12 protein-coding genes and 3 pseudogenes are annotated in these 15,368 nt (G+C 30.4%); 12 read left to right on the plus strand and 3 right to left on the minus strand.

Annotated features, from left to right (window positions below):
* Nucleotides 1-567, minus strand: a complete 567-nt coding sequence (gene purN / locus JJC03_RS06430; RefSeq protein ID WP_088397544.1) for a phosphoribosylglycinamide formyltransferase — start codon at nt 565-567, stop codon at nt 1-3.
* Between the two features lie 219 nt (nt 568-786).
* Here purN and JJC03_RS06435 point away from each other — a divergent pair, with 219 nt between their 5' ends.
* The 3 genes and pseudogenes from JJC03_RS06435 to rnc all read left to right on the plus strand — a co-directional run.
* Complete coding sequence (locus JJC03_RS06435) at nt 787-1,023, plus strand: acyl carrier protein (RefSeq protein ID WP_014166687.1); 237 nt, start codon at nt 787-789, stop codon at nt 1,021-1,023.
* Nucleotides 1,024-1,218: 195 nt separating this feature from the next.
* Entirely contained in the window at nt 1,219-2,469 is a 1,251-nt protein-coding gene (fabF, locus tag JJC03_RS06440) for a beta-ketoacyl-ACP synthase II (protein ID WP_088397543.1), read from the plus strand.
* 67 nt (nt 2,470-2,536) lie between these two features.
* Nucleotides 2,537-3,222: pseudogene (gene rnc, locus JJC03_RS06445) on the plus strand (ribonuclease III); the annotation flags it as partial.
* Between the two features lie 21 nt (nt 3,223-3,243).
* On the opposite strand, the pseudogene JJC03_RS06450 reads toward rnc, so the two are convergent.
* Nucleotides 3,244-4,379: pseudogene (locus JJC03_RS06450) on the minus strand (ATP-binding protein).
* 174 nt (nt 4,380-4,553) lie between these two features.
* On the opposite strand from JJC03_RS06450, the gene JJC03_RS06455 reads away from it, so the two are divergent.
* The 9 genes and pseudogenes from JJC03_RS06455 (at nt 4,554) to JJC03_RS06490 (ending at nt 13,728) form a co-directional block, all read left to right on the plus strand.
* Nucleotides 4,554-5,558, plus strand: a complete 1,005-nt coding sequence (locus tag JJC03_RS06455) for an AAA family ATPase (protein ID WP_088397540.1) — start codon at nt 4,554-4,556, stop codon at nt 5,556-5,558.
* 75 nt (nt 5,559-5,633) lie between these two features.
* Nucleotides 5,634-6,500: a DUF58 domain-containing protein gene (locus tag JJC03_RS06460; protein WP_088397539.1), complete on the plus strand. Its 867-nt coding sequence runs from the start codon at nt 5,634-5,636 to the stop codon at nt 6,498-6,500.
* A gap of 6 nt (nt 6,501-6,506) precedes the next feature.
* Nucleotides 6,507-8,105: a BatD family protein gene (locus JJC03_RS06465; RefSeq protein ID WP_088397538.1), complete on the plus strand. Its 1,599-nt coding sequence runs from the start codon at nt 6,507-6,509 to the stop codon at nt 8,103-8,105.
* Nucleotides 8,105-9,105, plus strand: a pseudogene (locus JJC03_RS06470) (vWA domain-containing protein). The gene JJC03_RS06465 and the pseudogene JJC03_RS06470 overlap by 1 nt, the downstream one beginning before the upstream one ends.
* 42 nt (nt 9,106-9,147) lie before the next feature.
* Complete coding sequence (locus JJC03_RS06475) at nt 9,148-10,185, plus strand: VWA domain-containing protein (protein ID WP_088397536.1); 1,038 nt, start codon at nt 9,148-9,150, stop codon at nt 10,183-10,185.
* A 207-nt stretch (nt 10,186-10,392) separates the two neighbouring features.
* Nucleotides 10,393-10,737, plus strand: coding sequence for a tetratricopeptide repeat protein (locus JJC03_RS18710; protein WP_309597763.1), 345 nt, complete (start codon nt 10,393-10,395; stop codon nt 10,735-10,737).
* Nucleotides 10,734-11,009 carry a hypothetical protein gene (locus JJC03_RS18715; RefSeq protein ID WP_309597764.1) on the plus strand — a complete coding sequence of 92 codons (276 nt, stop codon included), beginning with the start codon at nt 10,734-10,736 and terminating at the stop codon, nt 11,007-11,009. Before JJC03_RS18710 ends, JJC03_RS18715 begins: the two co-directional genes overlap by 4 nt.
* A 67-nt stretch (nt 11,010-11,076) precedes the next feature.
* The gene (locus JJC03_RS06485) at nt 11,077-12,873 is read left to right on the plus strand and encodes a BatD family protein (protein ID WP_235874194.1); all 1,797 of its coding nucleotides are present in this window, start codon (nt 11,077-11,079) and stop codon (nt 12,871-12,873) included.
* A gap of 108 nt (nt 12,874-12,981) precedes the next feature.
* A complete protein-coding gene (locus JJC03_RS06490) occupies nt 12,982-13,728 on the plus strand; it encodes an SH3 domain-containing protein (protein ID WP_088397534.1) in 747 nt (248 codons plus the stop codon).
* A 132-nt stretch (nt 13,729-13,860) separates the two neighbouring features.
* On the opposite strand, the gene JJC03_RS06495 is transcribed toward JJC03_RS06490, so the two are convergent.
* Nucleotides 13,861-15,201 carry a serine hydrolase domain-containing protein gene (locus tag JJC03_RS06495; RefSeq protein ID WP_235874195.1) on the minus strand — a complete coding sequence of 447 codons (1,341 nt, stop codon included), beginning with the start codon at nt 15,199-15,201 and terminating at the stop codon, nt 13,861-13,863.
* Nucleotides 15,202-15,368 lie beyond the last annotated feature (167 nt).

Consider the following 15,368-nt stretch of genomic DNA (forward strand, 5'->3'; position numbering starts at 1 on the left):
TTAAATAGTATTTAAAAGTTTCTCAATTTCAATAGGAAAATAAGTGTGTTCTAATAGCTGAATAGCTGTAGCTATTTCTTCTGCTTTCTTACAATTTTCTATATTAGTTACATGTTGTGCAATAATAGTACCTTCGTCATAGTGTTCGTTTACATAATGAATTGTAATACCTGTTTCTTTTTCATTATTTTTTAACACTGCTTCATGTACATTCATTCCGTACATTCCCTTTCCACCATATTTAGGTAAAAGTGCAGGATGTATATTAATAATTTGGTTTGGATAGACCTTAATTATTTCCTCTGGAAACTTTAGTAAAAAACCAGCTAAAACGATTAAATCAGGTTTTACCTTATTTAAATGAGTTAGAACGGCTCCTGAATTTAATTCCTCTTTTGTAAAAGTCTGAGTCGGTATTTTATGATTTTTAGCACGTTCTAATACTTTAGCTTTTAAATTGTTGGAATAAACATAATTTACGCTTATTTCAGAGTTTTTTTCAAAGTGTAATATGATTTTTTCTGCATTAGATCCTGAACCGGAAGCAAATATTACAATTTTTTTCATGATTTCTTAAGTGTTGTTACAGTAGTAAAGTTAAATCTTATTAAAATTAAAAGCGTTTAAAACTGCAAAAAAAGAATAATTCATGACAAATAATCAAAAAAATACACTTCTTTATAAAATTAATTTTATAATTTCGTGATCAGATTTATGAAACAAAAAAGGAGTAATTAAATAATTTTTTTATTTTTGCCAACTAATTAAAATTTAAAATTAAAGATTATGTCAGACATTGCATCAAGAGTAAAAGCGATTATCGTGGACAAATTAGGTGTTGACGAGAACGAAGTAGTTTCTGAAGCAAGCTTCACTAACGATTTAGGAGCTGATTCATTAGACACTGTTGAGCTAATCATGGAATTCGAAAAAGAATTTGATATTCAAATTCCAGATGACCAAGCTGAAAACATTGCTACTGTGGGTCAAGCGATCTCTTATATCGAAGAAGCTAAAAAATAATAAATAATTGCATCTGTAAGTAAAGAGCTTACAGATGTTCTTATTTTTTACTGACTTTATCAAAATCTTTTTTAGATTTGTAAAAAACATTGATTGTATTACAATCATACCATATTCTGTAATACCCATTGTTTCTTTTAGTTGTTATTAAAAGTGCTTTGGGGTTTTTTATATTAAAACAAAACCAGCTAAACTATGCAATTAAAGCGAGTAGTAGTAACCGGATTAGGAGCTTTAACGCCTATCGGGAATAACCTTCAAGAGTACTGGGAAGGGCTAATTAATGGGAAAAGCGGAGCTGCTCCTATTACTTATTATGATACTGAAAAACATAAAACTAAATTTGCTTGTGAAGTTAAAAATTTCAAAGTAGAGGAGTTTATTGATAGAAAAGAAGCTAGAAGAATGGATAAATTCGCTCAATATGCTATTGTAGCAAGTGACGAAGCTATTAAAGATTCTGGTTTAGAATTGGATAAGATAAACAAATACCGTGTTGGTGTTATTTGGGGAGCAGGAATTGGAGGATTAGAGACTTTTCAAGAAGAGGTTTTAAGCTATGCTAAAGGTGATGGAACACCACGCTTCAACCCATTCTTTATTCCAAAAATGATTGCTGATATTGCACCAGGACACATCTCAATGCGTAATGGTTTTATGGGACCTAATTATACAACTGTTTCTGCTTGTGCTTCATCAGCTAATGCTTTAGTAGATGCTTTTAATTATATCCGTCTAGGAATGTGTGATGTAATTGTTTCAGGTGGATCTGAGGCAGCCGTTACGATTGCTGGTATGGGAGGATTTAATTCTATGCAGGCCTTATCGACAAGAAATGAAAGTCCTGAAACAGCATCAAGACCTTTTGATGCTACTCGTGATGGATTTGTTTTAGGTGAAGGAGCTGGAGCGTTAGTGTTAGAAGAATATGAGCATGCAAAAGCACGTGGCGCTAAAATTTACTGCGAAGTAGGAGGATGTGGTATGTCATCTGATGCTTATCATTTAACAGCTCCTCATCCAGAAGGTATTGGAGTTATTGCAGTAATGAATAACACACTACAGGATGCAGGGTTAAGACCAGAAGATGTAGATCATATTAATACACATGGTACATCTACTCCTCTTGGAGATGTAGCAGAATTAAAAGCTATTAGTTCTGTTTTTGGTCAACATGCTAAAAATATTAATATTAATTCTACTAAATCTATGACTGGGCACTTGTTAGGTGCAGCAGGAGCTATTGAAGCAATAGCCTCTATTTTAGCTATTAAAAATGGTATTATTCCACCTACTATTAATCATAATGTGATAGATGAAAATATTGATCCAAATTTAAACCTTACTTTGAATAAAGCTCAAAAGCGAGATATAAAAGTAGCTATGAGTAATACTTTTGGTTTTGGTGGTCATAATGCCTGTGTTTTGTTTAAGAAAATAGAATAATTCTATCTTATGAGAATTATTAAGAGAATATTTAAAAAAACCGTTTTCAAAATCCTGAAGACGGAGTTTTTTTAAAAAAATAACTACTATTTTAGGTTTTAAACCTGACAATATAGAGCATTATCGTCGTGCTTTTACTCATAGATCTATGAATAAAACGGATGAAAAAGGTTATCCAATAAACTATGAACGTCTCGAATTCTTAGGTGATGCAATGTTAGGTTCTGTAATAGCGGCCCATCTATTTAGTAAAGTCCCTAATGGAGACGAAGGTTATTTGACTAAAATGCGCTCTAAAATTGTTTCTCGTGAGCATTTAAATGAATTAGGAAAAGACTTTAAATTAATTGAATTTGTAGAAACTAAAGTCTCAGCGCAACACTTTGGAGAAAATGTACATGGAAATATTTTTGAAGCCTTTATAGGAGCCATTTATTTAGATAAAGGGTTTAATTTTTGTGAACAATTTATTCAGAAAAAAATAATAAAACCTTACGTAGATATTGATCGATTAGAAGGAAAAGTAATTAGCTATAAAAGCCTTTTTATTGAATGGTGTCAGAAAGAAAAAAATCTTTTCATTATGAAACTTATGATGATAATGCAGCTGGAAATGTAAAGTATTTTGCAGTAAAATTACATTTAAACGGAGAAGTTGTGGCTAAAGCCCGTGCTACTTCTAAAAAGAAGGCAGAAGAAATAGCATCTAAGAGAGCTTATTTTGTTTTTCAGTCACAAATTAATAATAAATAAGATTAATTTCATTCTTTTTAATTAATGATTATACTTCATTTTTCGTAATACCCTCAAAGCCTCTTTAAAAGAAATATATACTTTATGATAAGGCTTTAAAAGAGGCTTCGATTCAATTAATTTTTGCTTGGCATTTTCAAAACCATTTAAATAACAAAGCATTAACGTATGGGGGAGGTTTTCAAGATCCTTTAAATCTTTTTCTGTAAGAAGTATTCCTTTATTTAACTTTCCTAATAATAGTTCGTTAGTTTTATAAACATGTTGTAATAGCTTTTTGTTAAACTGAGGAGGTTCAAAAAGAATCTCATTTTCTATTTTATAGTATCCATTGTCAAAGAATATAATGTTAACCTTTTCAAGAGGGTAATAACTTGTTTTATCATTCAGTCCAAGTTGTATAAATTCAGTAATCATAAAAATGTTTTCAGAGAATTCAATTGTAACCTCGTCTAACGCAGAATAAAAAAGTTTAATCTGCTCATTAATTAATTCAATATCTACTCTTGAAAAATAAGTTTTACCTTTCCACTCTTTTTATTACCAGCCCAGCATACAATAAAAAGTTCCTTAAAAACTTTATATTGAGTAGCCATGTCCTTGTGTCTAATATTCATGAAATCTAAAACAGCCTCAAGAGTGTGTTCAATGCTATTTCTAGAATTGTTTTCAATGCTAATCACCGTTTCTGTATTTTGTTTACTATAAGCTATTTTCTCATGTGTTGGAACCGTATTACTTCCAATTCTTTTGAAAGTACTTCCTGTTTCTATAGAGTGTATTCCTTTTTTAAAATAAGAAACTTTATGATTAGGTTTAATAGTAACTAATCCTACTACTTTTTCTTTTGGTAAATGAGGAAAGGGAATGTTTTCATATTGTATTTTTGGAGGATTTTGAAGAAAAGCATTTACTAAATTTTGTATTCTACTATCATCAAAAAAATCATCCCCCACAATTTCATTGCTTTCATCCTCAACACCTATAACTAAATAAGAATTATTATTAGGATTAGAGTTAGATAAAGCACAAATATGCTTCAAAAATTTAGCCTTCCCTTCTAGATTATGAAGATTTAGTTGCCTTTTTTTGTCATAAAAACTATTCTCATCATTATGAGCTAGTAAATTTTTTATGAGAAGTCTTTTATTAATCATATCTCCATTTTCCTAAAAATTACTTAAAAATACTAAAAAGCTTTCATAAAATGAGTCTGAATAAGGTCTAATTGAAAATATTTAACTGATTGTTAACAGCCTAAAATCAATTAAATTTTCAATTTGCATCATATTGAATAAGATATTAATTTCACGACTTTAAAAAAACAATCGATGGAAGAGAATACCACTACTTTAGATATTAGAGCTATTAATGAAAAAATAGAGAGAGAAAGTGCTTTTATTGATCTATTAACGATGGAAATGAATAAAGTCATCGTCGGGCAAAAACACATGGTAGAACGGTTACTAATAGGGCTTTTAGGACAAGGGCATATTTTACTTGAAGGAGTACCTGGTTTAGCCAAAACATTAGCTATAAATACTTTATCACAGGCAGTTTATGGTAGTTTTAGCCGTATTCAGTTTACGCCTGATTTATTACCTGCAGATGTGGTAGGGACTATGATATATAATATTAAGGATAATGCTTTTTCTATTAAAAAAGGACCTGTTTTCGCTAATTTTGTTTTAGCAGATGAAATTAACCGTGCTCCAGCAAAAGTTCAATCAGCTTTGTTAGAAGCCATGCAAGAAAAACAAGTGACAATTGGTGATAATACCTTTAAATTAGATAAACCATTTTTAGTATTAGCTACACAAAATCCGGTAGAACAAGAAGGTACTTACCCATTACCTGAAGCACAGGTTGACCGTTTTATGTTGAAAACGGTAATAGACTATCCTAAAATGGAAGAAGAACGAATCGTTATCCGCCAAAATTTAAATGGAGGTTTTGATAAAGTAAAGCCAGTTGTTTCTATAGAGCAAATACTTCGTGCACAAGAAGCAGTACGCGAGGTATACATGGATGAAAAAATTGAAAAATATATTTTAGATATCATTTTTGCTACTCGTTATCCAGAAAAATATAAATTAGAATCATTAAAACCCTTAATTAGTTTTGGAGCTTCACCTCGTGGAAGTATTAATTTAGCTGTAGCAGCTAAGTGTTATGCTTTTATTAAACGCAGAGGCTATGTTATTCCAGAAGATGTTAGAGCGGTAGTACATGATGTATTACGTCATCGTATAGGTATTACTTATGAAGCAGAAGCAGAAAATGTAACCTCAGTAGATATTATTAATAAAATTGTAAACGAAATTGAAGTACCATAGAATGCCACAAGCCATAAGTGATAAGCCACAAGTAAAAGGCTTATTGCCTATTGTCTATTGCTTATTGCCTTAAAAATGGAAACAAAAGATTTACTCAAAAAAGTTCGTAAAATAGAAATCAAAACCCGAAGACTCAGTGATCATATCTTCTCGGGAGAATATCACACATCCTTTAAAGGACGTGGTATGACTTTTTCAGAGGTACGTCAATATCAATATGGAGATGATGTGCGTGCTATTGACTGGAATGTTACGGCACGTTACAAAGAACCTTATGTAAAAGTCTTTGAAGAAGAACGTGAATTAACTATGATGTTAATGGTAGATATTTCGGGTTCGGAAAGTTTTGGTACTAAAAATCAATTAAAAAGTGAAATTGTAACTGAAATAGCAGCAACATTAGCTTTTTCAGCAACCCAGAATAATGATAAAATTGGGTTAATTTTATTTTCAGACCAAATTGAATTATATATTCCTCCTAAAAAGGGAAAATCACATGTATTACGTATTATTCGAGAATTAATTGAGTTTGAAGCTAAGAGCAAACAAACGAATGTAGGTAAAGCCTTAGAATTTCTTTCTGCAACACAAAAAAAGAAAGCAATTGTATTTATGATTTCTGATTTTATTACTGATGATAATTATGAAAAAACATTAAAGATTGCCAGTAAAAAACATGATATTACAGGCATAAGGGTTTTTGATATTCGTGAGGAAAAAATACCAGATGTAGGTTTAGTAGCTATGCAAGATGCTGAAACAGATGCTATACAGTGGATAAATACCAGTTCAAAAAATGTTCGTTTACAATATGAGAAATACTACCAAGAGAAAGTAAGTTATTTTAAGGATGTTTTCTCAAAATGTGGTGCAGGAACGGTGCATACAAGAGTTGATGAAAGTTATGTGAAAAAATTGTTGGGTTATTTTAAATCAAGATAAAAATAGATGAATTTGATTAAAAAATATTGTTTTTTATTATTTCTATTAATTCAAACGGTTGTCCATTCACAATCTTTAGAAACAAAAATTGATACAACTAAAAACAAAATCGGTGCACAATTTACTTTAAGTTTAAGAGTAAAATCAAATCAAAAAACGAATGTCGTATTTCCTAAAGATAAGACTTTTGGTTCATTTGAAGTAATTGAATCGTATCCTATAGATACAATCAAAGAAGAATCAAAGTTTGAACTTATTAAGAAATACGGTTTAATTCAGTTTGATTCAGGTAAATTTGTTATTCCTAAAATCCCTGTTTTAATTAATAATAAACCTTATTTTTCAGATAGTATCAAAGTAGAAGTATTTAATGTAAAAGTAGATACCTTAAAACAAAAAATGTATGATATTAAACCAATTATTGAAGCTGAAAAACCAGTGGGTAATTGGTGGAAATATCTTTTAGGGATATTAGCATTAATCAGTTTAAGCTTTTTAGCATATAAATTGTATAAAAAATATCAAAAACCAGTTTCCTCTGAAACTATATACAGTACACCTATCGAAAAAGCAACAGGGTTATTACAATTATTAGAAAAGAAAGATTTTTTAGTAAAAGGAGAAATAAAAGCCTATTATTCTGAACTAACAGATATTGCTCGAGAATATATAGAAGAGGCTATAGAAATTCCAGCAAAAGAAAGTACAACCTCTGAGCTCATTGTAAGTTTACGACAAGCAGCACAAAAGAGAAAATTAAAACTTTCTCGTGAAACCGTTGAGAGTTTAGACAGAGTTCTAAAACAAGCCGATTTAGTAAAGTTTGCGCAGTCAAAACCTTTAGATTTTGAAATTGCAGATGATAGAAAAAAAATTGAATCAAGTATTATCAATATCCACAAATCAATTCCTGTTGTAGTTGATGAAACCAGCGTGAAGTGGCAAAAGGAACAAGAAGAAATTCGTAAAAAACAAGAACAAAAAAGGAAAGTAACCGCTATTGTAGGTATTGTAGGCTTCTTAATTCTATCAGCCTTTATTTTTATAGGAATTACAAAAGGTATTGATTTTATTAAAAATGGTTTTACAGGTCCATCTACTAAAGAATTAGTTAATACAGATTGGATAAAATCAGAATATGGAAATCCAGCCATTGTGATAGAAACCCCTGAAGTATTAACACGTACTGATGTTTCAAAAGCTATTCCGAATGATGCAGCAGGTATTGTAAAAACCACTCAAATGTTTGATTACGGAAGTTTATCACAAGGGTTTTATATTGCCATTTCATCAACAGAATTTAAACAAAAAACGAATGTAGACTTAGGACAAGCTTTAACAGGAATGATTCAAACTTTACAAAATCAAGATTGTGAAGATATAGTAGTAAAACAAGAAGATTTTAAAACTAAAGAAGGATTAAAAGGTCTAAAAGGATATGGTAGTTTAACAAAAAATGGAGACCGAATGATTTATCAAGTATTATTGTTTAGTCAAGAAGGCGGTTTGCAACAAATAATGATTGCCTTTAGAGAAGGAGATAAAAATGGTGAAAAAATAGCCCATCGCATGTTACAATCTGTTGAACTTAAAAAAGCACCCTAATGAAGAATGTAACATTTTTAAATCCTGAATTTTTCTGGTTATTTTTATTACTACCTTTAGTAATTACGTGGTATTTTTTTATGAATAAAAAGAAAAACCAACACTAAAGGTAAGTTCATTAAAAGGTTTTCAAGCAACAACATCCATTTTGCCTAAGTTAAAACCCGTTCTTTTTGCCATACGGTTATTTACTTTAAGTGCCTTAATAATAGCTATGGCAAGACCAAGGACAGTAGATGTAAGTAATAAAACAAATAGTACTTTTGGTATTGATATTGTAATTGCATCTGATGTTTCAGGAAGTATGTTAGCAAAAGACTTAAAACCTAATCGAATGGAGGCACTAAAAGAAGTGGCATCTAGTTTCGTAAAAGAACGTTTTAATGATCGTATAGGAGTAGTAGTTTATGCGGCTGAAGCTTATACCAAAACACCAGTTACGAGTGATAAGGCTGTAGTGTTACAAGCCATTGATGATATTAAATATGATAATGTTTTGCAAGACGGGACAGGTATAGGAATGGGATTAGCTACAGCTGTTAACCGTTTAAAAGATAGTAAAGCAAAAAGTAAAGTTATTATTTTGATGACGGATGGCGTTAATAATGCAGGTTTATTAGATCCACAAACAGCAGCTGAAATTGCGGCTGATTTAGGGATTAAGGTCTATACAATAGGAATAGGAACAAACGGTAATGCTTTATTTCCATATGCGTATGCACCTAACGGAGGTTTTTTGTTTAAAATGATGCCCGTTCAAATTGATGAAAAATTAATGAAAGGCATTGCACAAAAAACAGGAGGAAAATATTTTAGAGCAACAAATAATTCAAGTTTAGAAAACATTTATAATGAAATCAACAAATTAGAAAAAACCAAAGTAGATGAATTAAAATTCGTTAATTATGACGAAAAATACCGTCCTTGGGTTTGGTTCGCAGGTTTGTTGTTATTGATAGAAATAATATTAAGAAAAACAGTTTTTAGAAGTTTTATATAATTGAAATTGTTATTAAAAATTGCAATTGAAATTTAAAAAAAGATGTACGAATTAGACGAATCAAAATACCTGTATTTATTTCTTTTATTACCAATTTTGGTAGGGTTTTTCTTTTGGAACCAATTTTGGAAAAGAAAAAAGCAACAAGAGTTTGGCGATTTAGAATTGCTTAAAAAATTAAGTCCTGAAAAATCAACTTTTAAACCAATATTAAAATTTGGAATATTACTCTTTGCATCTGTAATGCTAATTTTAGGATTAGTTAACCCTAAAATTGGTACGAAAGTAGAAAAAGTAAAACGAGAAGGAATTGATATTGTATTTGCAATTGATATTTCTAAAAGTATGCTTTGTGAAGACATAGCCCCCAGTCGTTTAGAAAAAAGTAAACAATTAGTGTCTCAAATTATTAACGGGTTAGGAAATGATCGTATAGGTATTATTGCTTATTCGGGAAGTGCTTTTCCTGTGTTGCCAATAACAACAGATTATAATGCCGCTAAGATGTTTCTTCAAGGAATGAATCCAGGAATGATCTCTTCGCAAGGAAGTAATTTAGATGAAGCAATTCAATTGACTGAAAAATACTTTGAAGGGAGCGGTAATACAAGTAAACTTTTAGTCATGGTGACAGATGGCGAAGACCATTCAGAAAAAGCCCAAGAAGCAGCTGCACAAGCTCGTAAAAGAGGAATAAAAATCATTACTATTGGTGTAGGAACTCCTAATGGAGGACCTATTCCTATTAGAAATGGTAATTCTATTGAATACCATAAAGACAAAGAAACAGGACAAACCGTTACTACTAAGTTACGACCAGAAGCTTTAGAAGCTATTGCTAAAGCCGCTAATGGAGGTTATATAAACGGTGCAAATACCAAACAAGTAGTTGATTTTATGCGAAAATCATTGAATAATATTCAAAAAACACAATTTGAAGCAACTGAGATGGCTAATTTTCAATCACAGTTTCAATGGTTTTTAGGAATAGGTTTTTTCTTGTTGTTATTAGATGTATTTCTTTTAGAACGAAAAACAAAATGGGTGCAAAAATTAGATTTGTTTAATGAAAAGAAATAAAATTTTAACCATAAAAACATAAGCAAAGCATAAAGCTTATAAAATAGCTCAATCATAACTTTGTGACTATTGTTAAATATTAAGATTCTAGTGATTTTTAAATAAAAAATTAAACCTTTTTGGTTAAATGGAAATGAAAAGAATTATTTTACATATCGTTTTATCAATTTCTGTTAGTATTTTTGCGCAGCAGAAAAAGATTTTGAATTGCCTGACGGTGTTTCGCAATTTGATAAAAAACAATATGTTCAAGCAGAAGCAAATTTTAGAGTTTCAAAAAGTAATAATCCTAAAAAAGCAGTGTCCGCTTATAATTTAGGAAATGCTATTTATAAGCAAAATCAAGCATCAGAAGCAAAGGTTGCTTATGCTAAGGCAACAGAAATTGCCACGACAAAGAATGAAAAACAATATGCTTATCATAATTTAGGAAATACTTATATGAAAGAAAAAACATATGATAAAGCAGTTGAAGCCTATAAAAATGCCCTACGTAATAACCCAGCTGATGAAGAATCACGCTATAATTATGCGTTAGCAAAAAATTATTGAAGGAAAATCCACCTTCAAAAAATGATGATAAGAAAAAGGATAAAAAAGGGGATAGTCCTGATAAAAAACCAAATCAAGATAAAAATCAAGATAAGGACAAAAATCAGAACGATAAAAATAAAAACAAGCAAGACAAACCTGATAATAAAGATCAAGACAAAGGTCAAAACCAGAATAATCCGCAACCTAAACCTAATAATGTTCCGAAAGATAGGATGCAAAATTTATTAGATGCGGTAAATAACGAGGAGAAAAAATTCAAGATCGAGTGAATGCTCGAAAAGTAAAAGGAGCTCCTAAACAAGAAGGAAAAGATTGGTAGAAAAGAAAACAAGAAGAATGAAGAAACTATTTTTTATACTTATATTATTTTGTGTGGAAATCACTGCTCAAGTCCAGTTTGTGACTAACGTGAGCAAAAACAATTTGGGTATAAACGAGCGTTTACGAATTGATTTCACAATGAATGATGATGGAGATAATTTTGATCCTCCAACATTTGATGGGTTCCGAATAATAGGAGGACCTAATCAATCAGTTAGCTATTCGTGGATTAATGGAAGAAAATCCTATGAGAAAACCTACTCCTATTTCTTACAACCCACTAAAAAAGGAACTTTCGTTATTAAAGGTGCTTCTATTGAAATAAATGGCCAAAATTATAAGTCTAATGTTGTTAAAATAACTGTAGGAAATCCAGTTCCTGAAGAACGTGATCCTTATGATCCATACGGAGGAGGTAGTCCTTATTATCAACAACAACGCCAACAAGCGCCAACTTCATCAGCTATGGGAAAAGAAGGGGTACATTTAGTTGCTGAAATTTCCAATAGTAATCCATATCTCAATGAACCTATTACCGTAGTTTATAAGATCTATGTTAGTCATCGTTCAGGAGTAGGAGGTTGGCAAGAGACTCAAAATCCTAAGTATAACAACTTCTGGAGTCAAAATATAGATATTAAACAATTACAAGTACAAGAAGGAAAGTTTAAAGGAGAAATGTATCGCTATGCAGTGCTACGTAAAACCGTTTTATATCCTCAAAAATCAGGTAAATTAGTTATAGAACCATTAACTTTAGATGTAGAAGTAGAAGTTCCTTCTGGGGATGTAGATTTTTTTGGTCGTCCGATTATGACTATGGGACATAAGAAAGTTTCGGCAGGAGCGAAAACCATTATGGTTAAAGCACTTCCTGAAGCAGGAAAACCAACTGATTTTACAGGAGCAGTAGGAAGTTTTGATTTTAAAGTAATTCCATCTAAAACTAGCGTTAAAGCAGGAGAATCCATTGATTTAAAAATAGCAGTTTCAGGAACAGGAAACTTAAAGTTATTTACGTTGCCTAAACCTACTGTGCCCTCTTCATTAGAAATGTATGACCCTCAACATCAAGAAAAGGTGCAAACACCACTTTCTGGAATGACTGGTAATATTCAAGATACTTATACAATTATTCCACAAAGTGAAGGGAAATATTTAATCAAGCCGATGACTTTTACTTACTTTGATTTAGATTCAAAAACGTATAAATCAATTACATCTAAAGAAATAACATTATTCGTAGACAAAGGAGATATTTTAGCAAATAATTCAACAAATTTTAATAAATCAAAAGTAACAGCAGCTTCTACCTTTAGATTTATTAAAACAAAAACCACTTTACAATCACAAAACATTTCAGATTTCTTAGGATCAGGTTTATTTTATGCACTATTAATTGCGCCATTTTTAGCAATTCCATTTATTATTACCTTACGTCGTAAGGAAGAAGAAAGAAAAGCAGATTTGGAAGGTAATAGAATCAAGTTGTCAAATAAATTAGCTAAAAAATACTTATCAGAAGCTCAAAAACAATTAGCAAATAAAGAACCCTTCTATATCGCTTTAGAACGTGCATTACATAATTTCTTAAAAGCAAAACTACATATCGAAACAACCGATATGAGTAAAGACAAAATCCGTGAATTATTAATGCAAAAACAAGCAACAGATGATACTATAGTGCAATTTATTGCTTTAATAGAGAGTTGCGAGTTTGCTCGATATGCACCATCTACTAGTACAAGTATTCAGAATGATTATAATTTAGCAGTAAGCATTATTTCTAATTTAGAAAAGCAGTTAGTTTAATTTAATGAAATTGAAAAGCATTGTCAAACTGTATCTTATAGATGTTGCTTTACAGAGTTTTACAAAGAATTGTAATTTTATTTTTTAGGTAAATAAAATAAACAGAGAATGAGAAAATTAGTCTATATATTTTTATTCCTATCACAATTTATTTGGGCAAACAGTCCATTTGAAAGAGGAAATGATTTTTATCAAAAAGGAAAATATCAAGAAGCAATTCAAGCTTATGAAAGTATTTTGTCAGAAAGACAAGAGTCAGCTGAAGTATATTATAATTTAGGGAACTGTTATTATAAATTAAATAGAGTGGCACCAGCCGTTTTTAATTTTGAAAAAGCGTTGTTGTTAAGTCCTAATGATGCTGAAATACAAAACAACTTGGCATTTGCTCAAAAAATGGCAATTGATGATATTCAGGAAGTGCCACAAGTTGGTTTTTCTAAAATTATAGCAGATTTTACCTCAATCTTTCACTATGACACTTGGGGATGGATTGCTATTATTTTTGCTTTCCTCACATTAGCGTGTTTTGTAGTTTATTATTATTCGGATAAGACAATTTTAAAACGAATTTTCTTTGGAGGAATCTTATTAGGTTTATGTTTCGTTTTATTAAGTCTTTTTGCAGGTTTTTATGAATATAATCGTTTGCAAAAAGAAAAGCTAGCTATTGTTTTTGCAGATCTGGTTAATGTAAAAAGTGAACCTAACGCAACATCAAGTAATGTTTTTACTCTGCATGCCGGAACAAAAGTAAAAATTATTGAAAGTTTAGATAATTACTACAAAATTCAAATAGCTGATTTAAAAGAAGGGTGGTTAATACGAAGTGATATTAAGGAAATTAAAAAATAATATTTGATATATTTAAAGTTATATCTCTTAATTCTTTATATCTAGAAAACAAAAGCATTTTATGTGTTATACTTTATTATCCGAATAATCTATAAATATTATTCGGATAAAGACAGGTAACTATTTTATAGATTATTGTTTTATACTAGCTAAAATGTCTTTTACTAGAGTATTTAAGTCTATATGACCATAGCCTAAACGAACGATTACCATATCATGAGAAGGTATTATAAACACACGTTGTCCCTGAAAACCATCAGCATAATAAATATTTTTAGGGCAATCAGGTAATACACCACTTGCATTTAACCAAAATTGAGCACCATATTCATTATTAGAAGTAGGAGTAGGAGTAGCTACATAATTAGACCAGCTGGGATCGAATAATTGTTCACCATTCCAGTTTCCTTTATGTAAATATAACAAACCAAATTTTGCCCAATCACGAGCATTAGCCCAAGCATAAGAAGAGCCTATATAATGTCCAGCTAAGTCTGTCTCAACTATCATTGAATGCATTCCAATTTTATCAATTAGCGCACTATACCAAAAGTCTAAATATTCTTGATGTGTTTTAAACTGATAACGAATGATTCCTGAAAGTAAGTTTGTTGTGCCAGAGGAGTAGTTCCAACTAGCGTTAGGTTTTCCAACTAATGGTTTTTTTATTTGAGATTTAGTCATATCACTCTCTTGAAATAACATTTTAGTCGCATCAGATATTTTATCATAATTTTCATCCCATTCTAGACCTGAATTCATTTGTAATAGATTATGGATAGTAATGTTTTTACGCGCATCATTTTTCCATTCAGTAATGGGAGCAGGTTGATTAATATTTAATTTACCTTGTTTTTGAAGAATACCAAATAAAGTTCCAGTTATACTTTTTGTCATGGACCATCCTAATAATCTTGAATTTTTAGTGAAATTTGGAGCATATTTTTCAGCAATAATTTGGTCTTTATAAACTACTACTATTGCGCGAGTACATCTCTTCCCTTTTTTATTAGGTTCAAATCCTTGAGAAACAGCCTTGTTTAAACGATCATAATTAATGTTGGTAAAATCAGGTTTAGATGGTTCACCACCACCATATGGGAAAGGTATTTTTTTGTTAATTGTAAAATTTCGTTTAGGAACTAAATAAGGTTTGTTTGGGTCATAATCATCATTAATTAATACTGTTCCTAAACCTTCTCTGTATACCGCTTTTCTTTTCTTAAATCCGTATACTGATGATTCAGCAAATTTATTTTCATCATTAATTTCATTTTTAGCTAAATCAATTAAGTTAATATCATTATCTGTTTTTTCAATAATAGAGAGGGGCCGATTATCTAAAAAATGACCAGAAGCAACACTTTTTGCTGAAAACCCCGAAATTAAATCTAGCTTTGGATAATTTTGAAATATTACAATCCCTAAAACACCTATAAAAACGAATGTGATAAATCCTAGTATTTTTTTCATCTGTGTAATGATATTAAATTAGATAGTAGCAATCCTTATTTTATTTGTATGAAATTATATACATTGTCTAGTTAAAGAATATTGCTTAAAAAATATTTATTTACTGCAATATAAAGTTTTTTACTATCATAAAAAAAATGATTTTTCTTATTAAAGATAATTTTAAG

Origin of the sequence: Flavobacterium oreochromis, assembly GCF_019565455.1 — a bacterium.
GTDB classification, from domain to species: domain Bacteria; phylum Bacteroidota; class Bacteroidia; order Flavobacteriales; family Flavobacteriaceae; genus Flavobacterium; species Flavobacterium oreochromis.